Origin of the sequence: Pseudodesulfovibrio indicus, from assembly GCF_001563225.1 — a bacterium.
GTDB lineage: Bacteria > Desulfobacterota > Desulfovibrionia > Desulfovibrionales > Desulfovibrionaceae > Pseudodesulfovibrio > Pseudodesulfovibrio indicus.
The window spans coordinates 2,569,806-2,589,030 of the sequence record NZ_CP014206.1; the positions used below are offsets into that span (position 1 = coordinate 2,569,806).

Genomic DNA, 19,225 nt, shown 5'->3' on the forward strand with positions numbered 1-19,225 from the left:
CTACCGGTAGTAGAGGTTGCGGCCGCCGATGGTCAGGAACGCCTGGTGCAGGTTCTTGCGGATGTCCTTGCGGCTCCAGACGCCCTGGATGTGGCCCCTGGACAGGGCCTTGTAGCAGTTGTGGTAGTTGGGCGGAATCTCCAGGCCGGTGGTCTCCTTGATGACGCCGGGACCGGCGAAACCGATCCGGGAGGAGCGCACCGCGAACTGGTACGGGGAGCAGCCGAGGAACGAGGCCACGGGACCGGCGTAGGAGTTGGTGTCGTAGAGCACGATGTACAGGCCGCCTTCCTCGATGTAGCGGCGCACGGCCATGGTTACGCGGGGCATCTGGATGAGGCCGTTGACTCCCTCCTGGATGCGGATGCCCGCCGTGCCGTGGATGTAGGCCAGGAACGGCTGGTGCTTGGTCTGGGCCAGCTCCAGGGCGCGGATGAACTTTTCGCCCTCGGCGGCGCCCACGGAGCCGCCGCGGAAGTTGGCCACCAGGGTGGCGCAGGTCAGCCGCAGCCCCTCAAGGGAGGCGTTGAAGGTCAGGCAGCTGGACTGCAGCCCGGTCTTTTCCTTGGCGGCGTTTACGCGCGCCTCGAAGTTGGGGAAGTTCGTGGGGTTGCCCGAGGCGATGTCCCGGTTGAACTCGCGAATGGACCCCTGGTCGAAGACATTGTGGAGATACCACTGGTACTCCATGGGGAAGTTGTAGCCGCAGTTGGGGCAGACGCCCGCGTAGTCGGTGAACAGGTCGCGCGCCCAGATATCCAGGCAGCCGCGCTTCTTTGAGTGCGGGCAGGAGATCTCGCGGTCTTCGCGGGCCTGGGGGGAGACGTAGCCGGTTCCGTTGGTCAGCGGCACGGCCTCGGGCTCGGATTTGGAGAGCCCGGTCAGCTCCATCTCCTTCTGCTTGTCCTGGAAGGAGGTCACGCCCACCTTCTTCAGGGCGGAGCGGAAGAAGGCGTCCACCTTGGCGGTGATCACGTGGACTTCGTCCAGGAATTCCTCGGTGATCCGCCCGATGCGGTGCTTGAACGGCTTGATCAGCCCGTACTGGACGATGCTCGCGGTGTTGGAGACGATGCCCGAGCTGGTGGCGCTCAGCTTCTCCATGAGGGAGCGGTTGTCCTGGTAGGCCCCCTGGGCCATGCGGCGGTACTTGCGGAACCGCTTGGCGACAAGCCGCTCGCGGGCCTTTTCGTTCAGGGACCAGCGGACGATGACGTCGGTGTTTTTCTTGAAATGGCGCAGGGCCACGGCGCGGAACAGGCGCACGCCGCGCACGCTCAGGGCCACCTCGTCGGTGGCGCGGATGACCTGCTCGCGGACGCGCTTGTAGAAGTCGAAGTGGTCGGCGCGGGCGCCCAGCGGCGGCTCCTGGATGATCTCGTCGATGTAGCCGCCCGCCAGGTTGTCCTGGGCGGTGATCCGCTGGGCCAGGGCGCAGGACTCGATCAGCTCGACCGGGGCGCGCTCGGTGCTCTTGATGCGGCCCTCGATGGCCGCCGCGCCTTCGGGCGAGATGACCGAATAGTAACCGTGGGAGAGCATCAGCCGCTTGTCGGCCATGCCGATGGCCTCGGCGCCGCCGGAACCGCCCTCGGAGAAGATGGCCACGATGGGCACGTCCAGTCCGGCCATCTCGTAGATGTTCTCGGCGATCTGCTGGGCCGCGCCAGGGAAGTCCTCCACCGGGTAGGAGCCGGGGGTGTTCACATAGGCGTGGATGGGGATCTGCTCAAGGGCGGCGACCTTCATGTATTTCAGCGCCTTGGAGTTGCCCCAGGGCTTGATGGAGCCGCCGTTGCGGAACTCCTCGCCGTGGCCCTTTTCCTGGCCCACGACCATGACCGGCTGGTTGATGATCTTCTTGCCGCGCCTGCGGGTTATGTAGGCGCGGGCGATGAGCATGCCGGGGTCGATGGAGTGTTCGTCCTGACCGCCGATCTCGGTATAGTTGTCGTAGACGTTTTCCAGGATGTCCTTGAGGCTCGCCCGTTGCGGATGGCGCACGATGCGGACCTTGTCCATGGCCGTGAGCTGCGCGTCGATGGCGGCTTCCATGGTGGTCAGCCGGTTGTCCAGGGACTCCACGGCGCGGACGGCCGCGTCTTCGGGCAGGTCGCTGTTCTTCTCCGGGAATTCGGCGATTTCCTTGGCAAAGGCGTCCAGTTCGGGACGGGATTTGTTGCCCAGGATCTCGCGGGCGTAATTGACCCGGCCGAGCAGCGCCTGCAGTGTTTTTTCTATATTCATAGGCTTAGAATTCGAGGAGGTTTGCGGTTTTCTCGATGAGGAACGGGATGTTCGACTTCATGGGTTGGCCCGCGGAGTCCGCGCCGTTGAGCTTGAGGTCGTTCAGGAATTCGAGTCCCCGTTGCTTGGCCTCTGCGAGGTCCTTGCCCCAGATGATGGCCAGGGCCAGGTTGGGGTCGTACTCCGTCGGAATCTGGTAGGCGCGGTCGAGCGGGACGTGGGTGTGCATGGTGACCCAGTCGCGTCCGGTCCATTTCAGCTCCTCGATGCGACCGACCCAGGGTGCGAAGCCGCTCGTGGTGTCCTCGGCGATGAGCCGGTATTCAATGCCCACGCCGTCGAAGGAGACGTCGTCCTGGGTGTAGCCCAGCGGCTCGCCCAGCCCGATGCGGATCTGCTCGCGGATGAGGTTCACGTCCCGGTCGCCCCGGACCGAGGCGATGCAGGCCGAAACGCCGTTCTCCACCTGGATGCGGGTGTTGACCTCCATCAGGAACGGCTCGCCGTTCGGGGTCACGATCCATTCCCAGGTGCCGACGTTGTCGTACTTGATCTCCTTGGCGATGGACAGGGAATAGCCGGTGATGTCGTCCAGGACCTTGGCCGCGTCAAAGGAGTAGGAGAGCCCTTCGGGCCAGAAGCCGGGGGCCACTTCGATGCGCTTTTGCAGGCCGGGGGACTGCACCGAACAGTTGCGGGTGCCGAAGTGGACCGGGTTGGTCCCGGACCGGTCGGACACGATCTGCACTTCCAGGTGATTGAAGTTGAAGACGCGCTGCTCGATGAGCACGCCCTCGTCGTTGAAGGTCCGGAGGCTGTAGTTGCGGATGCGGCGGTAGGTCTGGCGGAAGCGGGCCATGTCCTCGCACTCGTCGATGCCCATGCCGCCGCCGCCCGCCGAGGCCTTGACCAGGACCACGGGCTTCTTGATGCCCATCTTGACCTGGAATTCGAAGAGGCTCTCGGCAATGGCCTCGGCCTCCAACTCGTCATAGATGGCCCGGTCGGAGCCGGGGACCGTGGGTACGCCCAGGGCGCGCGCGATCCGCTTGGTGTTGATCTTGTCGCCCAGGTCCCGGATCACTTCCCAGGAGGGGCCGATGAAATTCATGGAACGGTCGCGCTGCGTCACGCGGCGGGCGAACCGGTAGTTTTCGGAAAAGAAACCGTATCCGGGATGGATGGCGGTGGCGCCGGACTCGTCGGCCACGGACAGGATGTCCCCGGCGTCGAGGTAGTTGTGGATGCGGTATAGGGATTTATCGCCGCCCAGTCGGCGGGCGACGTCCAGGTGACCGGAAGCGGCGTCCTCAGCGGTGTACAAGGCCACGAAGTCCAGGCCGAGATCGGCGCAGGCCTCCATGATCCGGACCGCGATTTCGCCCCGGTTGGCGATCAGTACTTTGTGTCCGTCGATGCTCACGTTATATTCTCTTTTGGTGGTGTGGTTTTAGCGGGGGTCTAAATAGCGTTTCTTCCGGTATCTTGCAAATTTTTTAAAATGGTGTTTGTCCTGTAATATCATATAATTAACTTGAAACAGCCGTTTTAATTATTTGCTGTGGATTTTTGACTAAAAAATGTGTAGAAAGTCGGTCCGGCAACATTTATCCGGCAATGTTTTTCATAATTGTCAATGTATTGCGATGTCGATGAAGAGGAGATTTGAATGGATTACGTAATTGTAGGAAACGGTGTTTCCGCCATCGGAGCCATCGAAGGCATTCGCCAGCACGACAAGTCCGGTTCCATCACGGTCATCAGCGACGAGGCCGTGCCCACCTACGGGCGTCCTCTCATCTCCTACTATCTTTCGGACAAGATCAAATTCGAGACCTTGCCGTTTCGTCCCGAGGAATTCTACGAAAAGAACGGGGTCGTCATGCGTCTCGGTTCCCGCGTCCTGTCCCTGGACACCGGGAACAAGGTCCTGACCCTCGACTGCGGCGACACCGTGAAATATGACAAGCTGCTGCTGGCCACGGGCGGCACCCCGGTCCGGCCAAGCCTGCCCGGCATCGAAGGCCCCGGCGTCCACAACTTCACCACCGTGGCCCATGCCGAGACCCTCAAGGAACTGGTGGACAAGGTCAAGAAGGTTGTTGTCATCGGCGCCGGCCTGATCGCCCTCAAGGCGGCCGAAGGATTTGCCGAGAAGGGCGTGGAAGTGACCATCGTTGTCCGCTCCCGGATCATGCGCACCTATTTCGACGAGACCGCCGGTGAGCTGATCGTCAATCATCTGGAGAAGAACGGCATCCGTTTCCTCCAGGGGACCGGCACCAAACAGATCGTGCGCTACGACGACGGGACCATCAAGGGCGTGGACACCGACGCGGGCCTGGTCGAGGCGGACGTGGTCATCGTGGCCGCGGGCGTGCGCCCGAACATGGGGCTGGCCGCCCAGGCCGGGCTGACCACCAATCAGGGCATCCGCGTGAACGACTACATGGCCACCAGCGACGCGGATATCTTCGCCGCGGGCGACGTGGCCGAGGCCAAGGACCTGCTGACCGGCGAATACACCGTCCGTCCCATCTGGCCCAACGCCTACACCCAGGGCCGCTACGCCGGGCTGAACATGGCCGGGGCCGAGTCCCCCTACACCGGCGGGTTGTCCATGAACTCCATCACCTACTACGGTCTGCCGACCATCTCCGTGGGCGAGACCAACCTGGCCGACGACGAAGCCTACGAAACCGCCGTGTACCTGGACCGCGATCGGTCCGTGTACCGCAAGCTGATCTTCAAGGACAACGTCCTGGCCGGTTGCATCCTCATCGGGGAGATCGACGCGGCCGGTTTCTACACCAGCTTCATCAAGAACGGCTTCGAACTGGACGCCGAGGGCAAGGAACGGCTCATGGAGGGCGATCCCTCACCGGCGCTGTGGCCCGACAGCTTCATCGAGGCCATGATGAACAACCCCTAAACCGGGTTTCGAGTGAATGAAAAGAGCCGCCTTCGGGCGGCTCTTTTTATTTGGTCTTGTGGGTGAACACGCAGTCCCAGTGGCAGTCGGGCGGGTTCTCAATGAGGTGCTCGCACCGTTCGATATACATGTCGCAGAGCACCCGTTCGTTTCCCAGTTCCGCGACCTTTGCGAAGAGTTCGAGCGCCTTGGCGAAATCCTGGGCGACGTAGGCCTCGTGGGCCTGGTTGTAGGTCGTCAGCTCCTCCTTGCGCTCCTCGGCCTCCTCCGGGGTGTAGGCGGTGTAGATGGTCACCGGCTCCTCCTTGCCCTTGACCCGCACGCGGTCGAGGATGCGGAAGACGAACCCGTCTCCGCAGGCGTCCACGATGTTCTGGCTGACCACCAGCTTCTGGCCGTAGTACTTGGTCAGCCCTTCCAGTCTCGATGCGAGGTTCACGTTGTCGCCGATGAGCGTGTAGTCGAAGAGGTCGGCGGACCCCATGTTGCCCACCCGCACCGGACCGGAGTGGATGCCTATGCCGACGGCGATGGTGAAGCCGTATTTGGTCAGGAACTCCTCGTTGAGTTCGATGAGCTTGTCCTGTTGCGCCAGGGCCGCGCGGAGCGCCTTTTCCTGGTGGTTCTCGATGTCCAGTGGGGCGTTCCAGAAGGCCATGACCGCGTCGCCGATGAATTTGTCCAGGGTGCCCTCGTGCTCGGTGATGATCCGGGTCATGGGAGTCAGATAGTCGTGGAGCAGGTTCGTCACCTGCGTCGGCGTGAGCTTTTCGGACAGGGAGGTGAAGCTGCGCACGTCCGAGAACTGGATGGTGATGTCCTTCTCCTGGCCCTCCAGGGAGAGGGCTTCCGGGTTGTCCATGATCTGCGAGATGACGGACGGAGCGAGGTAGTGGGCAAAGGCACCGTGGATGAATCGCTTGGCCGCCTCCTCGCGCCAGAATTTGATGATGGTCAGGGTGGTGAAGGTCAGGGCCAGGGTGATGTACGAGTACATGGGCGAGAGAAAGTAGCGCTGCTCCTCGTAGAGCAGGACCGAGCCGTACCACATGGCGTACCCCATGCCGATCAGGGGCAGGATGATCCAGGACGCCCTGGCCCACATGAGCAGGAAGGTGGTCACCAGGCCGCCCGCGAGCATGCCCAGGAACTCCATGCCTGGGGCCCAGTCCGGGACGGACAGGAGCTGCTCGGAAAGGATATTGTCGACGATGGTCGCGTGGGCTTCCACGCCGGGAAAACCGGGGTCCAGTGGGGTGGCGCGGATATCCTTGAGGCCCGAGGAAGAGGTCCCGATGAAGGCGATCTTGCCCGCCAGCCGACCGGGCTCGAGCTTGCGGTTGAGAACGTCCGAGGCGGAAATGTATTCGAAGGTCCGGGACCCGCCCCGGTAGTTGATCAGCATCTGGCCCCTGGCGTCCGTGGGGATGACTATGCCGTTGAACTTGATGGACTCGATCCCCAGGGTGGACATCTTGAGGATGATGCTTTTCTGGCCCGAGGCCTGCATGAGCGTGGCCAGGGCAAGGCTGGCGTAGATCTCGCCGTTGCAGGTGTAGAGCAGGGGGACCCTGCGGTACACGGAGTCCAGGTCAGGGGTGATGGTGATGAAGCCGCTTTCCGGGGCGGCCTTGGCCAGGGGGGCGATGGGGCAGATCATGCCCTCGGCCTGGGGCAGCACGTCCTGGGGCGACGGCGCGCCCGGAGGCGACAGCACGGCCACCTTGGCGGGCCGGACATAGCAGTCTTCGCGGGACGCCAACCCGCTGTGCTCGTCCAGTGTGCGGATGAAGTCGAAGCCCAGGATGAACGGGCCGTCCTTGAGATTGAAGGCCAGGAGCTTGTCGTAGTCGAGCAGGTCTTCGGGCAGGTTCTGGAATCCCATGTCGATGCCCAGCTCGCGCTTGACGTCGCGCTGCATGATCGTGGGCGAGGTCCGGTCCGGTTCGCCGTAGATGATGTCGGAGGCCACGCCCACGGCCCCGTAGGCCGTGAGGAACTTGAGCAGCATGGCCACTCTGTAGCGCGGCCAGGGCCACTGTCCCAACTCGGCCAGGCTCTTTTCGTCCAGGTCGATGATCACCGGGACATCGGTGGCTGCGGGCTGGTGGTACTGCCGCAAATAGTGGTCGTATATCTTGAGATTGAGCAGATGCAGGAATTTCGGCTGGTGCAGGAAGAACGCGATCATGGTGAGCGTGACGCAAGTGCCCGCCGCCAGGAGTATCAACTGGTCTTTCTTGAAAAGGCGTTTCAGTAAGTTGAGCATGTTTTCTGGCCGTGCTTGTAGTAGTTCCCCATTCTTATTGCAGATAATTGATAAAGCATAAAGAAAAACCCGCCATCGGAACCGTCTTTTTCGGGACGGGCCGATGCGGGTCTCCGCCTGCCTTGAATCCGGGCCGTTGCGGTCGTCAGATGTTGCGGTAGAGAAGCATGCAGCCGAGCAGGAAGACCAGCACGAAGGCGAGCCTGCGATAGCCGTGGTCAGAGATGTGCTTGTATGCCTGGGTCCCGAGGTAGATGCCCAGGATCAGGGTGGGCAGGGACATTGCGTACAGGGAGAGCACCTCGCGGGTGATCATCCCGGACAGGGCGTGGGACAGGATGACCATGAGCCCGGAAATGGTGAAGTACAGGGCGAGGGTGGCCTTGGCCTTGTCCTTGGGCCAGGGCTGGATGGCCGTGTAGATGATCACCGGCGGGCCGCCCGCCCCGATGCTCGCGCTGAGCACGCCGCAGGCGAATCCGGCCAGAACCGTCACCGCGCGGCCCAGGTGCAGGGGCTTGGGCCGGACGATCAGCTGATGACTGGTGAAGGCGATCATGATCACGCCGAGCACGATGGACAGGGTCTGGGGCGAGACCTGCTTGAGCACGTACACGCCCAGCGGGATGCCGGGCAGGGTGGCCAGCAGCAGTGTGAAAATGCATTTGAGATCAATGTGATTGCGCAACCTGATGCTGAGGTAGAAGCTGATGATGACGGCCAACAGCACCATCAGCGGGATGCTGGTCTTGATGTTCAGGAAGAACCCCAGCAGCGGGAGCGCGATGAGGCCGAATCCGAAACCGGTCAGTCCCTGGACAAAGGCGGCGACGAGGACGATGGCGATGATGGCGATGGATTCAGGCATGGACGGGTGGGTACTCTATTTGCCTCGGGCTGCCAACGGGAATGACGGTCCCGCCAAAAAATAGCGTGAAAACGGTTGCCACCAAAATGCCTCGCAGGGTATAGATAACGGCAAAAGTGAAACCATTTTTAACTAATTCCAATATTGCAGGAGGTTGATTATGCCCATTGTTATCGATCAGGATGAATGCATCGGTTGTGAATCTTGCGTCGAGATTTGTCCTGAGGTTTTCGAGATGGACGACGACGGGGAAAAGGCAACCGTCATCGATCCCAATTCCACCAAGGATTGCGTGGACGAGGCCATCGAGACCTGTCCCAACGAGGCCATTTCCAAATAACCGGCCCGACAGTCAAAAAAAAGACCGCCCATGGCGGTCTTTTTTTGCGCTCGGCAAAAGTCGTCTATTGCATGCCCGCGAAGATGACCCGCAGCTCTTCCATGCGGTCGCGGTTGTCGCTGAAGTCCAGGGTCTCGCCCCGGGAAACGGCATGCACTTCGACCACCCCGGCCTGCTCGTCGTAGTAGAACTCGGCATCGTCCATGGTGCGAAGAATGGAGCTCTTGAACTCCGCCCGCAGGTAGTTGCCCTCGGTCTCCAGCACCTTGCCGCCGAAGATGGACTCCACGGCGTTGCCCAGGTCGACCATGACCTTGTTGGCGTCTCCACGGGCCTGGAACGGCTCGATGCGGTGTTTTTCGTTCGTGGCCTGGGAGGAGACGCAGTCCGCGCCTTCCTGACAAAGGGCGAAACGGCCCTGCTGCATGCCCAGGTCAGGGACCTTGCTGGAGCAGGCGATGAGCGCGAACAGGGCGGCAACGGACAGGATGAGCGGAAGTGTCTTTTTCATGGTCGTCAATCTATTGTGAAATCGGGGAAAAAGGCAACCCCTTTCCCCACTGTGGTCAACGAGGACGGGTGGCCAGGGCCACGCCGCCGAATATGAGCACGAATCCGGCCCCGTGCACCAGGGTGATGGGCTTTCCGAGCAGGAAGAACGCCCCGATGCCGCTGAATACGGGGATGAAATACTGAAACAGGGCGGCGGTTCCCGGACCGATGATCATGATTGCGGAATTCCAGAGAAAGAAGGCGGCCAGGGATGCGCCGATGCCGACGTAGAGCACGGCCCCGACAATGGCCGGCGTCACGGCCCAGGGAACGTGGAACTGCTGCTCGATCAGGGCGGCGGGAATGAGCGGGATCGCGCCGAGCAGGAAGGTCGCGCCGAGATAGGAGTTCCGGCTGATGGTGATCGGCTTGCGTTTGACCAGGATGGAGTAGATGGCCCACAGGAATCCGGCCAGGAGCATCCAGACGTCGCCCACCCGGAAGGTCAGATGGAGCAGGGTGTCCAGGGACCCTCGCGTGGCGATGGTCAGCATGCCGCAGATGGCGATGGCCAGTCCTGCGGCGCGGGCCGGGGATATCCGTTCCTTCAGAAAGATGCGCGCCAGGATGACCACGAAGACCGGTGTGGTGGACCCGAGCAGGGCCATGTTCACCGTATCCGTGGTCCTGGCGCTGACGTAGACCAGGGTGTTGAACAGGGTCACGCCGGTCAGGGCGGCGCCCGCTATGGCCCACCGGTTGTCGAGGAGGGATTGCATGTCCCGCTGCATGCCCCGCCAGGCGAAGGGGACGAAGATCAGCGAGGCCGTGACCCAGCGCAGCGCGGCCAGGGTGATGGGCGGGATGTCCTCCACGAATCCGCTGGCGATGATGAAGTTGCCGGACCAGATGGTCACGGCCATGAGGGCGAAAAGGAATCCGGCAACGCGGGAATCGGTCATGGGGAGGTCCTGGTCGTTGGAATGCGTTGGGGCTAGGGGATGGCCGGTGCGCGGAACCAGCCGTACAGGGCTAGGTCGATGCGGCCGCTTCGGTTGAACTCCACGCCTTCGTCTATTAGGAGGCGCTTCTGGAGATCGCCGCCCTGCATGGGGTCGAGGGAGATTCGCCCTTCGCGGTTCACGACCCGGTGCCAGGGCAATCCCTCGGTGCGCGAGCAGGAATGCAGCACCCGAGCCACCTGACGCGCGCCCCGGCGGTTGCCCGCCATGGCGGCCACGTCGCCGTAGGTCGAGACCTTGCCCCAGGGAATGGACAGGATGGCGTCGATGGTTTTTCTGGTGAACGCGGACTGCATGGCTTCCTGATAAATCGCAACCCCCTGCCGAAGCAAGGGTGGTGATCAGAAGAGTCGCACCCAAAGGGCGGACAGGGGCATGACCAGCAGCAGGGCCGGGATCATGCCCGCAACCGGGAACTGCTTGATGCCGCAGATGCGGAATCCCGTGGCCAGCATGATCAGCCCGCCGCAGGCCGAGAAGTCGGCCAGCATGTCAGGGGTGGTCAGGGGCAGGATCAGGGACGAGAGGTAATAGAGCAGGGCCTGGACCGTCAGCTGGGGGATGACCAGGATGCCCACCGAGAGCCCCATGGTGGAGGCGAAGATGGGGGCCGTGAACAGATCGAGGATGGCCTTGACGATGAGCAGGGTGGGATCGCCGGTCATGCCCTCGCTCATGGCGCCGTAGATGCCGGTGCCGCTCAGGCAGAAGAGGACCAGCAGGGCCACGAACTTGTCCAGGAATTCCTCCTGAGACAGGTCTCCGGTGGGCCGGACGATCTTGTCGATGACCTTGCGCGTCTTGCCAGCGCCCTTCTGGATCAGGGATTCGAGTTGGATGAGTTCGCCCAGGACCGAGCCGACCACCAGGGCCAGGACCACCGGGGCCAGGAATTTGACCTTGACGATCATGGCCACGCCCAGCCCCATGGAGGCGCAACCGAAGACCATGGGCATCTTGACCCGCAGGTTCAAGCTCAGTTTGGGGCCGAGAAGCGCCCCGGCCGCGCTGCCTGCGATCAGCGCGGCACCGTTGACGAGAGGACCGATCATGAACAAATCCTTATTTCGGCCGCCGGTCGGCGTCCGTTATTGGCGTGAGTGAAAAGAGAAGACGCGCCCCCGGCAGGGAGGCGCTAGCCGTCCGAGGTGAAGCCGAACTCGATCTCCGACCTGGTGTAGAACACGCGGAGGTTGCTCTCGGCGCACCGGGTCAGGAGCGCGTCGCATTCCTCGCCGGTCAGGGCCAGGGCCACCTGTACGGGCGGGTCGTCGAGGTCGAAGAAGTTGTCGGAATGGAACCGGCCGTCGTGCCCGAATCCCTCCCGGCCCGAGAACAGGGTCGCGCCGCGCACGCCGATCGCCCGGGCCGCCTCGACGATCCATGTGGCTATGGGCATGCCTTCGTGCTCGCGGCTCTGCTGGGTGAAAAAGGTAATGAAATATCCTTGCATCGCATCAATCTCCGATGGCTTTCGTCTCCGTCCGCACGGACAGGTTGTCGGATGGCTCCGCGGGTGGTGTCCCGCTTCGGTGACTTGAGGCTACACCCGGCAGTGGCCGGACTCAACGAAAAACTTGAGGGCTGGGATGGTCGAATGCAACAGTCTGAGAGTAAAGAGCTTTATGGCGTGAATCCTAGCCGAGCGCCACATCCAGGGCCATCATCAGGGTGAAGCCGGAGACCACGCCCATGGTCGCCAGGTCGCCGTTGCCCGAGGCCTGGGACTCCGGGATGACCTCTTCCACGACCACGAAGATCATGGCTCCGGCGGCAAAGGCCAGGGCGTAGGGCAGCACGGGGCGCATGAACAGCACCGCCGCCGCGCCGAGCACCGCGGCCACGGGCTCGACCATGCCGGACGCCTGGCCGTAGAGGAACGCCTTCATGCGCGACATGCCCTCGCGGCGCAGGGGAACCGAGACCGCCGTGCCTTCGGGAAAGTTCTGGATGCCGATGCCGAGGGCCAGGGACACGGCCCCGGCCAGGCTGGCGGAATCGAGCCCGGCGGCCACCGCGCCGAAGGCGACGCCCACGGCCAGCCCCTCCGGGATGTTGTGCAGGGTGATGGCGGTGACCAGCAGGGTGCTGCGCTGCCAGCTGGTCTTCACGCCTTCGGCCTCTGACATGGGCGCGTTCAGGTGCAGGTGGGGCAGGAAGACGTCCACCAGGCGCAGGAAGGCCGCGCCCAGCACGAACCCCACTGCGGCGGGGACAAAGGACCATGTGCCCAAGTCGCCGCTCATCTCGATGGCCGGGGCGAGCAGGGACCAGTAGCTGGCGGCCATCATCACGCCCCCGGCGAACCCCAGCATGACGTCCAGCATTTTCTTGGAGAAATCCTTGGCCAGGAACACCAGGGCGGCGCCCATGGCGGTCACCCCCCAGGTGAAGAGGGTGGCCAGAAAGGCCTGGAATATGGCGTTCTGTTCCGCAAACCACTGCATTCGTTACGGCTCCTTCCGGGTGGTGTGTCGATTGGGAAACCCTATCCGAAAGAGACGGCCGTCGTCTATACACTATCGATCCGGCGCGGAATAGGGCGGGCAGCGCGCCGAATGAAACGGACTACGGTTCGAGGCGCACCTTCCGCGCCGTGCCTTAGCCGGGTTTCCGGTTGTTTCGGGTCCCGGCCTAGGGGAACCGGGCCGGAATCGTGTACACCCAGTCCCGCTCCTCTACCGGGACGTGGCAGTCTATGCATTCGTTTTCCACGGAAACGTCCGCGCCGTAGGGCTTGAGTTCCGGGCCAAGCCACCGAGCCCAGCCCCAACCGGTTCCGTTCCCGGCGTACTTCGCCGCGTCCTTGTGCATGAATTCGACGTGCACCAGCTTGTCCGGGACGATGGCGTCGGGCCAGGCCTCTTCGGGCCTTTCCTTCCACACGACCTTGGCGAGCACGGCTCCGTCGGGCCACGGGTCGGTCTTTCCGCCGCGCGCCGCCTCGACGGCGATGTCGTTGCCCAGGATCACTCTCAGGGTGTGATTGTCCACGCGATGCGAAACGGAAATCACCGGCCAGTTCTCAAAGCCTTCGGGGATGGTCATCCCGTTGGGGGAGGGCGCGGTCATGCCCCCGGCCCAGGCAATGGAAGCGGCCAGCAGGAGCAGGGCCAATGCCGACAGACGAGCGGTTCTTTTCATTCGAATTCCTCCGTGGGTTGTTTCGAGCAAAAGGCCCAGACTGCGCGCGGACGGAATGGCGGCGGGCCGAGGGCTACCTGTGCAGCCGCTCGCCTTCGCTCTTGGGTGGTTGCTCGCCGTCCACCAGCAGATAGCGCGTCTCCCACCGTTTGAGCATGGTCACCAGCACGATGAGGTTGTCGTTGAGCCTGGTGGTCTCCTCCTTGGTCGCCTTGGTCCATTTCCAGACGAAGAGCGGTGCCAAGGCAAGGAAGAGACACAGGACGAGAGACAGCAGGGAAAGGGCCAGCCAAATGACGCCGCCGGACGCGGCCACAAGGTTTTCCATGTCTTCTCCGGGCCGGACGGGCCTGCGGGCGCGCGTCGAGGCCGGCCGTGGAGCAGCGGGCAGCCTATCTTCACCGGAAAGAATATACTCTATCCGAATTCGAATGCAAAGAAACACTTTGTGCGGCTGCCCGATCATTCCAGTGAAAAGGGAATGGTCTCAAACAGTTGTTTCGCGTCTCATGTCACCGGCAGTTGATATCAATCGGATCAGCCGGTTAGTAAATGTGCCGCGTTTCACAATTGGCGTTTGACATGCCATTTGAGTTTCTGTAGTTGAACTCTCCCGGCGCGGTTGGTTATTCCGTCTGCGCCGTTTTGCAGAGAGGGTTTTCGGGATTTGTGATCCGCTCGTTCCAATCGAACCACGGCATGGGAAAAATGGAACAAGCGGGGCTGACAGGCTCCCCGGAACGAATGGGTTTGGTTGCGCGGACAGGTGTTGCGGATGTCCGACGGCAAACCCGGAGTACCCCTCGGGAGGTTGCGATCCTTCCTTCTCTGCCGCGAAAACGAACCGGTTCGCCCCCGTTTTCGCACGTTCGTTGAGGAATCGTCTCTGTCCGAACGGAAGACGCGAGCTCTCTCCGGCGGTCCGGCTGGACCGTCGAGGGCCGTCAATGTCCTGCGCCGTGTGTCGGCATGCCGCAAGGAAGGGCGAACGTTGATCTCGACCGGATATCCGGTCTGAATCTTTTATCAAAATGGATTGTATAGACATGGAAAATCTACAAGTGGCCCCCATGGTCCGCACCCACTCCCTTCGCAACAAGGTCGAACATTTCGTTCCCGAAGCCAACGTCTGCACCAAGGAAATCGATTTCGTGGTGGACAACGGCTCCATCGACTACGTCCACTTCGCCGGAGGTTGCGAGGGCAATCTCAAGGCCATCGCCTCCATGATCGAGGGCATGAACGTGGACTTCGTCATCGACCGCTTCAGCGGCATCACCTGCGGCTCCAAGTCCACCTCCTGCGTGGACCAGTTCTGCCAGGCCCTGACCGAGTACCTGGGCAAGAACAAGCGGTAGCCCCCGCCGTCCCCGGTGTCGGCCGGGAACATGAAACGACAAAGCCCCGAATCCGGCGATTCGGGGCTTCTTTTTTTTGATCGGGTGCGTTCATCGCGTTTCAGGCATCGACCGGGAGCAAAGCCCGCAAACGGGCCGAATCCCCTATTGACCTGCCCGGGGCAGGGGAATAGCCTCCCTTGCACAAACTTCCCCATCGTAAAGGAAAACGATGTCGGTCAGCTACTCCATAGATAATATGGGCGATCACCTGTGCGTGACGGTTCAGGGCGTCATCTCCAAGAAGGACGACGCGCTGGAGTTCGGCATTTCCTTTCGGCAGAAGGCGGAGGAGCTTGGTCTGAAGCGCATCCTGATCGATTGCCGACAGGCCCGAATCGAGCTCAGTTATTTCGAATCGGTGCAGTTGGCGAAGCACATCGAAAGCTCGGGGTTTATCTTCCAGGGAAACAGGATCGCCCACCTGATAGCCCCGGAACAGGTTCGCCTCTTCGCCGACTACAAAACTCCCGCCGCCAATCGCGGATTTTTCTTCGAATTCTTTACCGACCAAGACAAAGCGCTGGCCTGGCTGCTCAAGGACTAGGTCGGCCCGCCGCCGGACGCCCTGGCTTTCCGCGCCGGATCAGAGCTTGCGGATCAGCTTGTGGAGACCCTTCTCGCGGTCCAGGACGGCGTCCAGGATCATGGCCACCAGGCCGCGCAGGACGAACAATGGCACCCAGCGGCGGGGGACGATGATGCGCGGCGCGCGGCGCTCGACGCCCCTGACCACGGCCTCGGCCACGGTTTCGGGCGTGATGGCGTATTTGAGGGGGCCGGGAAAGGCGAGGCGCTGAAGGCGGGTGGCGATGCGATTGCCGCCCAGTGCCGGAGAAGCGAGCCGGGTCTGCACCCAGCCGGGGATCAGGACGCCCGCCGTGGCCCCGGACCCGGCCAGCTCGCCGCGCAGGGACCGGCCGAGCATCTCGATTCCGGCCTTGGACACGGCGTAGGGCGCGGCGGTGGTCCCGTTCATGAAGGCGTAGATGGACGAGGCGAGCAGGATATGCCCGCCGCTTTGCAGGATGTGCGGCAGGCACGGCTTGACCGTCCGGTACGCGCCCATCAGGTTGACCTCCAGGACCCGCTCGAACTCGGCCCGGCCCATGTTGGCCACGGTGGCGGGCTCGTTGACGATCCCCGCATTGGCAAAGACCATGTCCAGCCGCCCGAACCGCTCCAAACCCTCGCGCACCGCGCGCTCCATCACCTCGGCGTCGGTCACGTCCGCCGCCAGGCAGAGCACGTCCCCGCCCAACGAATCGGCCAGCCGCTCGCACGCAGCCGACTCCAGATCGACCAATACCAGCCGCCCGCCCCGCGCGTGCAAGGCCTCGGCCACAGCCTTCCCGATCCCGTTCCCCGCCCCGGTGATCAGGATGACCTTGTTCTCAATGGAAAATGCAGACATGCGGCAGATTCGCACCTGAGGGACGGATGATCAACCCCTTTGTGCGGGGGGGGAGGGGAAAAGATGTTGGAGCAACGTCGGAAGGTGGTTCGTGCGTTGTAAAATTCTGGAGTTACAGGGTTTTGAGGGTGGTGGCTGGGTTTTTCTTCCGCATGCGTAAACTCATGGTTTGTATTCGTAAATAATACTAAAAGTCCTAGATATTGCGATCGCAACACTTGCTGAGTCGGAACTATCGGGGTATGTGTTGTTAAATATGAAGAAATTGGTTGTTTTGTGCATTAGACGCTATCAGCAGACCGAGACCGCGTTACACGCGCGGTGTCGCTTTGAACCGACTTGTTCCGAGTTTATGATTTTGGCAATTGAGAAATATGGATTGGTCAAAGGTTTGTTGGTCGGATTTAAACGGTTGTTGAGGTGCCGTCCGCCGCACGGCGGGATTGATTACCCTTAAACAGAGTAGGTGCTTGTGCAATATCAGTATAAAACTGTCCCTGGACCGGTGGCGCTGCAGATCAAAAACGAACGTGAAGCCGAGTCTGCTATCTCCAGCTTTGGCGAGTTGATCAACTCACATACTCATGGGGGGTGGGAATTTTATTGTATGGAAGATATCACGACAAGTGAGGCTCAAGGGTGCTTTGGCTCAGGGCCGCCTAAAAGCACTGTTTATAAAATGCTCATTTTCCGCAAATGTTGTGATGATTAGCCTTAGGCACACTAGAAGTGCGAGGCTGGGCAAAGAGTTCAGCCGTACTAAGTAACGCGTTCATCCTAGCTTTAAAAAAGGGTTGCAGCAGCTGCTGCAACCCTTTCAATTTTCTGGCGGAGAGGGTGGGATTCGAACCCACGTACGGGCTATTAACCCGTAACTCGATTTCGAGTCGAGCGCGTTACGGCCGGACTTCGCTACCTCTCCTGGTGGCTCTCGCCGTTGTGGAATTGGGTATATAAACAGACTCGGCGCGGCTGGCAAGCAACTTTTGGGGTTGCGGGCGGTTGGAGGGGGGAATTGCCGGGAGCGGATTGTGGAGAAGATAGAGGAGAGGGTGGGGTGATTGGTGAGGAAAGAGGGAGCGGTCGAATGTCTTGGACAAGGGGGCCGAGGTTTGCCGGAGGTTGTGGTCCGTTGCGGTCGGGACGGTCGGGCTTCGGGCGGGCGGGGGGCGTGCGGGGTCGGTTGCGGTTGGTTGCGGAAACGGGAAAACGCCTTGCTGCGTGGGCAACAAGGCGTTTTGCGGTTTCGTTGGGGTCGGCGGTCTAGAGCGGCTTGAGGTGGCTGTGGCCCGGCTCGTCGTCGTGGTGGTCGCAGTCGTGGTGGTCGCAGGTGATCTGGTTGTCCTTGAGTTCGCCTTTGAGCCACTTGTTGATGACCACGTCGATGGGGCCGGAGCAGCCGCGAATGACCTCGATGCCCGCCTTCTTGAGAATGTTCAGCGCGCCCTGGCCCATATTGCCCGCGAGCATGACCTTGACGCCGCGCTCGGCCAGGATCGGGGCGATGTCGGATTTGCAGCCGCAACCCTGGGGCGATTCCATGCGCTCGCTGAAGACGATCTTGTTTTCCTCGTTGACCGTTATCAGGGTGTAATGGTCGCAGTGGCCGAAATGGTCGTCGATGTCGCCTTGGCGGGTGGGTAATGCTACTATCATGAGCTTCTCCTGAATATCTGAATGGGTTTCGATGGGAGCAAGTTAAGGCCCGTATCCCGATTGTAAAGGGCGGGCCGCTATTTTCTGCGCTCCAGGAAAAAACGCTTCAGCAGGGCGGAACATTCCTGGCCCATGACGCCCTCCACGGTCCACAGCCGGTGGTTGGCGAAGGGCAGGGCGCAGCCGTCCAGGTTCGAGACCAGGGCTCCGGCCCGCTCGTCCCTGGCCGCGAAGACCACTCCGGCCACGCGGGCGTGGAGCAGCGCGCCCGTGCACATCAGGCACGGCTCCAGGGTCACGGCCATGATGGTCCCGGTGAGCCGGTAGTTGCCCACGGCGGCTCCCGCCCTGCGCAGGCAGAGCACCTCGGCGTGGCCGGTGGGGTCGTTCAGGCCGATGGGGCCGTTGTGGGCCGAGGCGATCAGCGTGCCGTCCGGGGCGAACAGGGCCGCGCCGATGGGCGCCTCGCCCGCCTTGGCCGCCAGGCATGCCTCGCCGAAGGCCACGTCCATGAGACCGCGCCAGGTGGTCCCGGCGGGCGGCTTGGGCGCGGTGGGGCAGGCCACGGGCGGCCTACCTTTCCTTCAGATAGCGTACCCCGGCTTCGAGCATGGTCAGGCCGAGCGGGATGTCCGGGTCGGTGCCTCGGGTCCAGGACGGATGGTTGGTCTTGTGGTTGTAGGCCTCGGGGTGGGGCATGAGGCCCAGGATGCGCCCGGTGGGGTCGGTCAGCCCGGCGATGCCCAGCGGGGAGCCGTTGGGATTGTACGGGTACTCCTGGGTCACCTCGCGGGTCTGCGGGTGGACGTACTGGACCGCGATCAGGTTGTTGTCCTGCAACGCCTGGAAGGTGGCGTCGTCCATGGGGATGATCTTGCCCTCGCCGTGACGGATGGGCACGTCGAGGTATTCGATGCCCTTGGTGAACACGCAGGGCGAGGCGGGGTTTGCCTTGAGCCGTACCCAGCGGTCCTCGAACCGGCCGGAGTCGTTGTAGGACAGGGAAACCTGGCGTTCGAAGTATTTGCCGCCGATGGCCGGGAGCAGGCCGAGCTTGCAGAGCAGCTGGAACCCGTTGCAGATGCCGAGGATGATGCCGCCCTTGTCGAAAAATCCCTTCAGCTGGTCGAGGACGGGCTTTCCGTCCGCGTCGTTGGACCACCGCCAGCGCAGGGCCGCCGCCTGGGCCGCGCCCAGGTCGTCGCCGTCCAGAAATCCGCCGGGGCAGAGGAGGTAGTTGTAGTCGTCCATGCGGACGTGGCCCGCAGCGAGATCGGAAAAGTAAACGATATCGGCGTTATCCGCACCAGACTCCCGCAGGGCGTAGGCGGATTCCTTCTCGCAGTTGGTGCCGTATCCGGTGATGACGATGGCGTTGACGCGGGCCATGAAAATCTCCTCTTCGTATTGACTTTGTCGCAGTACCCTGCAAAATTTGCAAAGC

22 protein-coding genes and 1 tRNA gene are annotated in these 19,225 nt (G+C 62.2%); 6 read left to right on the forward strand and 17 right to left on the reverse strand.

All coding sequences use genetic code 11. The features are described 5' to 3' along the window. Positions 1 to 2,247 (reverse strand): carboxyl transferase domain-containing protein, encoded by a 2,247-nt coding sequence (locus AWY79_RS11510; protein WP_066803902.1) that lies wholly within the window; start codon positions 2,245 to 2,247, stop codon positions 1 to 3. Positions 2,248 to 2,251: 4 nt separating this feature from the next. After that, positions 2,252 to 3,670 carry a biotin carboxylase N-terminal domain-containing protein gene (locus AWY79_RS11515; protein WP_078063761.1) on the reverse strand — a complete coding sequence of 473 codons (1,419 nt, stop codon included), beginning with the start codon at positions 3,668 to 3,670 and terminating at the stop codon, positions 2,252 to 2,254. A gap of 246 nt (positions 3,671 to 3,916) precedes the next feature. Here AWY79_RS11515 and AWY79_RS11520 point away from each other — a divergent pair, with 246 nt between their 5' ends. Beyond that, positions 3,917 to 5,179, forward strand: a complete 1,263-nt coding sequence (locus tag AWY79_RS11520; protein WP_066803914.1) for an NAD(P)/FAD-dependent oxidoreductase — start codon at positions 3,917 to 3,919, stop codon at positions 5,177 to 5,179. A gap of 46 nt (positions 5,180 to 5,225) precedes the next feature. Here AWY79_RS11520 and AWY79_RS11525 read toward each other — a convergent pair whose 3' ends face one another. Beyond that, positions 5,226 to 7,448, reverse strand: a complete 2,223-nt coding sequence (locus AWY79_RS11525; protein WP_066803916.1) for a CHASE2 domain-containing protein — start codon at positions 7,446 to 7,448, stop codon at positions 5,226 to 5,228. 145 nt (positions 7,449 to 7,593) lie between these two features. Continuing rightward, a complete protein-coding gene (locus AWY79_RS11530; RefSeq protein ID WP_066803918.1) occupies positions 7,594 to 8,316 on the reverse strand; it encodes a sulfite exporter TauE/SafE family protein in 723 nt (240 codons plus the stop codon). 160 nt (positions 8,317 to 8,476) lie between these two features. Here AWY79_RS11530 and AWY79_RS11535 point away from each other — a divergent pair, with 160 nt between their 5' ends. Then, positions 8,477 to 8,656 carry a ferredoxin gene (locus AWY79_RS11535; RefSeq protein ID WP_066803920.1) on the forward strand — a complete coding sequence of 60 codons (180 nt, stop codon included), beginning with the start codon at positions 8,477 to 8,479 and terminating at the stop codon, positions 8,654 to 8,656. Between the two features lie 64 nt (positions 8,657 to 8,720). Here AWY79_RS11535 and AWY79_RS11540 read toward each other — a convergent pair whose 3' ends face one another. From AWY79_RS11540 to AWY79_RS11575, 8 genes are all read right to left on the reverse strand, one after another. Further along, on the reverse strand, positions 8,721 to 9,167 hold the full coding sequence (locus AWY79_RS11540; protein WP_066803923.1) for a DUF1499 domain-containing protein: 447 nt from the start codon (positions 9,165 to 9,167) through the stop codon (positions 8,721 to 8,723). A gap of 55 nt (positions 9,168 to 9,222) precedes the next feature. Next, entirely contained in the window at positions 9,223 to 10,110 is an 888-nt protein-coding gene (locus AWY79_RS11545) for a DMT family transporter (protein ID WP_066803925.1), read from the reverse strand. A 32-nt stretch (positions 10,111 to 10,142) separates the two neighbouring features. Then, entirely contained in the window at positions 10,143 to 10,466 is a 324-nt protein-coding gene (locus AWY79_RS11550) for an MGMT family protein (protein WP_066803926.1), read from the reverse strand. A 45-nt stretch (positions 10,467 to 10,511) separates the two neighbouring features. Beyond that, positions 10,512 to 11,222: a DUF554 domain-containing protein gene (locus AWY79_RS11555; protein ID WP_066803928.1), complete on the reverse strand. Its 711-nt coding sequence runs from the start codon at positions 11,220 to 11,222 to the stop codon at positions 10,512 to 10,514. Positions 11,223 to 11,305: 83 nt separating this feature from the next. Beyond that, complete coding sequence (locus tag AWY79_RS11560) at positions 11,306 to 11,623, reverse strand: DUF190 domain-containing protein (RefSeq protein WP_066803931.1); 318 nt, start codon at positions 11,621 to 11,623, stop codon at positions 11,306 to 11,308. 184 nt (positions 11,624 to 11,807) lie between these two features. Beyond that, complete coding sequence (locus tag AWY79_RS11565; RefSeq protein ID WP_066803934.1) at positions 11,808 to 12,617, reverse strand: ZIP family metal transporter; 810 nt, start codon at positions 12,615 to 12,617, stop codon at positions 11,808 to 11,810. A 187-nt stretch (positions 12,618 to 12,804) separates the two neighbouring features. After that, complete coding sequence (locus AWY79_RS11570) at positions 12,805 to 13,314, reverse strand: cytochrome P460 family protein (RefSeq protein ID WP_066803937.1); 510 nt, start codon at positions 13,312 to 13,314, stop codon at positions 12,805 to 12,807. Positions 13,315 to 13,387: 73 nt separating this feature from the next. Continuing rightward, positions 13,388 to 13,642: a hypothetical protein gene (locus AWY79_RS11575; protein WP_066803940.1), complete on the reverse strand. Its 255-nt coding sequence runs from the start codon at positions 13,640 to 13,642 to the stop codon at positions 13,388 to 13,390. A gap of 718 nt (positions 13,643 to 14,360) precedes the next feature. Here AWY79_RS11575 and AWY79_RS11580 point away from each other — a divergent pair. After that, positions 14,361 to 14,672 (forward strand): TIGR03905 family TSCPD domain-containing protein, encoded by a 312-nt coding sequence (locus AWY79_RS11580; protein ID WP_199533815.1) that lies wholly within the window; start codon positions 14,361 to 14,363, stop codon positions 14,670 to 14,672. 238 nt (positions 14,673 to 14,910) lie between these two features. Then, positions 14,911 to 15,258 (forward strand): hypothetical protein, encoded by a 348-nt coding sequence (locus AWY79_RS11585; RefSeq protein WP_066803951.1) that lies wholly within the window; start codon positions 14,911 to 14,913, stop codon positions 15,256 to 15,258. A gap of 39 nt (positions 15,259 to 15,297) precedes the next feature. On the opposite strand, the gene AWY79_RS11590 is transcribed toward AWY79_RS11585, so the two are convergent. Further along, entirely contained in the window at positions 15,298 to 16,125 is an 828-nt protein-coding gene (locus AWY79_RS11590) for an SDR family NAD(P)-dependent oxidoreductase (protein ID WP_066803953.1), read from the reverse strand. A gap of 256 nt (positions 16,126 to 16,381) precedes the next feature. Between AWY79_RS11590 and yidD the strand changes: the two genes are divergently transcribed. Both yidD and AWY79_RS19030 read left to right on the forward strand, forming a co-directional pair. Further along, positions 16,382 to 16,582: a membrane protein insertion efficiency factor YidD gene (yidD, locus tag AWY79_RS18375; protein WP_078063762.1), complete on the forward strand. Its 201-nt coding sequence runs from the start codon at positions 16,382 to 16,384 to the stop codon at positions 16,580 to 16,582. Between the two features lie 48 nt (positions 16,583 to 16,630). Beyond that, positions 16,631 to 16,837: a hypothetical protein gene (locus tag AWY79_RS19030; protein WP_158509894.1), complete on the forward strand. Its 207-nt coding sequence runs from the start codon at positions 16,631 to 16,633 to the stop codon at positions 16,835 to 16,837. Positions 16,838 to 16,951: 114 nt separating this feature from the next. Here AWY79_RS19030 and AWY79_RS11595 read toward each other — a convergent pair. The 4 genes from AWY79_RS11595 to AWY79_RS11610 form a co-directional block, all read right to left on the reverse strand. Further along, positions 16,952 to 17,047: transfer RNA gene (locus AWY79_RS11595), tRNA-Ser, on the reverse strand. A gap of 341 nt (positions 17,048 to 17,388) precedes the next feature. Continuing rightward, complete coding sequence (locus tag AWY79_RS11600; RefSeq protein ID WP_066803954.1) at positions 17,389 to 17,781, reverse strand: NifB/NifX family molybdenum-iron cluster-binding protein; 393 nt, start codon at positions 17,779 to 17,781, stop codon at positions 17,389 to 17,391. Between the two features lie 77 nt (positions 17,782 to 17,858). Further along, positions 17,859 to 18,293: a nucleoside deaminase gene (locus AWY79_RS11605; protein ID WP_066807198.1), complete on the reverse strand. Its 435-nt coding sequence runs from the start codon at positions 18,291 to 18,293 to the stop codon at positions 17,859 to 17,861. A gap of 61 nt (positions 18,294 to 18,354) precedes the next feature. Beyond that, positions 18,355 to 19,170 carry a phosphoribosylformylglycinamidine synthase subunit PurQ gene (locus AWY79_RS11610; protein ID WP_066803956.1) on the reverse strand — a complete coding sequence of 272 codons (816 nt, stop codon included), beginning with the start codon at positions 19,168 to 19,170 and terminating at the stop codon, positions 18,355 to 18,357. Between the last annotated feature and the right edge of the window lie 55 nt (positions 19,171 to 19,225).

Excerpts from the sequence above, each read along its gene's own strand:
- AWY79_RS11585 (WP_066803951.1), top strand. The coding sequence starts at position 14,911 with ATGGGCGATCACCTGTGCGTGACGGTTCAGGGCGTCATCTCCAAGAAG.
- AWY79_RS11570 (WP_066803937.1), bottom strand. The coding sequence starts at position 13,314 with ATGAAAAGAACCGCTCGTCTGTCGGCATTGGCCCTGCTCCTGCTGGCC.
- AWY79_RS11600 (WP_066803954.1), bottom strand. The coding sequence starts at position 17,781 with ATGATAGTAGCATTACCCACCCGCCAAGGCGACATCGACGACCATTTC.
- AWY79_RS11610 (WP_066803956.1), bottom strand. The coding sequence starts at position 19,170 with ATGGCCCGCGTCAACGCCATCGTCATCACCGGATACGGCACCAACTGC.
- AWY79_RS11510 (WP_066803902.1), bottom strand. The coding sequence starts at position 2,247 with ATGAATATAGAAAAAACACTGCAGGCGCTGCTCGGCCGGGTCAATTAC.
- AWY79_RS11565 (WP_066803934.1), bottom strand. The coding sequence starts at position 12,617 with ATGCAGTGGTTTGCGGAACAGAACGCCATATTCCAGGCCTTTCTGGCC.
- AWY79_RS11605 (WP_066807198.1), bottom strand. The coding sequence starts at position 18,293 with ATGGACGTGGCCTTCGGCGAGGCATGCCTGGCGGCCAAGGCGGGCGAG.
- AWY79_RS11550 (WP_066803926.1), bottom strand. The coding sequence starts at position 10,466 with ATGCAGTCCGCGTTCACCAGAAAAACCATCGACGCCATCCTGTCCATT.
- AWY79_RS11545 (WP_066803925.1), bottom strand. The coding sequence starts at position 10,110 with ATGACCGATTCCCGCGTTGCCGGATTCCTTTTCGCCCTCATGGCCGTG.
- AWY79_RS11580 (WP_199533815.1), top strand. The coding sequence starts at position 14,361 with ATGGAAAATCTACAAGTGGCCCCCATGGTCCGCACCCACTCCCTTCGC.
- AWY79_RS11535 (WP_066803920.1), top strand. The coding sequence starts at position 8,477 with ATGCCCATTGTTATCGATCAGGATGAATGCATCGGTTGTGAATCTTGC.
- AWY79_RS11575 (WP_066803940.1), bottom strand. The coding sequence starts at position 13,642 with ATGGAAAACCTTGTGGCCGCGTCCGGCGGCGTCATTTGGCTGGCCCTT.
- AWY79_RS11525 (WP_066803916.1), bottom strand. The coding sequence starts at position 7,448 with ATGCTCAACTTACTGAAACGCCTTTTCAAGAAAGACCAGTTGATACTC.
- AWY79_RS11555 (WP_066803928.1), bottom strand. The coding sequence starts at position 11,222 with ATGATCGGTCCTCTCGTCAACGGTGCCGCGCTGATCGCAGGCAGCGCG.
- AWY79_RS11520 (WP_066803914.1), top strand. The coding sequence starts at position 3,917 with ATGGATTACGTAATTGTAGGAAACGGTGTTTCCGCCATCGGAGCCATC.
- AWY79_RS11590 (WP_066803953.1), bottom strand. The coding sequence starts at position 16,125 with ATGTCTGCATTTTCCATTGAGAACAAGGTCATCCTGATCACCGGGGCG.
- yidD (WP_078063762.1), top strand. The coding sequence starts at position 16,382 with ATGAAGAAATTGGTTGTTTTGTGCATTAGACGCTATCAGCAGACCGAG.
- AWY79_RS11540 (WP_066803923.1), bottom strand. The coding sequence starts at position 9,167 with ATGAAAAAGACACTTCCGCTCATCCTGTCCGTTGCCGCCCTGTTCGCG.
- AWY79_RS11530 (WP_066803918.1), bottom strand. The coding sequence starts at position 8,316 with ATGCCTGAATCCATCGCCATCATCGCCATCGTCCTCGTCGCCGCCTTT.
- AWY79_RS11560 (WP_066803931.1), bottom strand. The coding sequence starts at position 11,623 with ATGCAAGGATATTTCATTACCTTTTTCACCCAGCAGAGCCGCGAGCAC.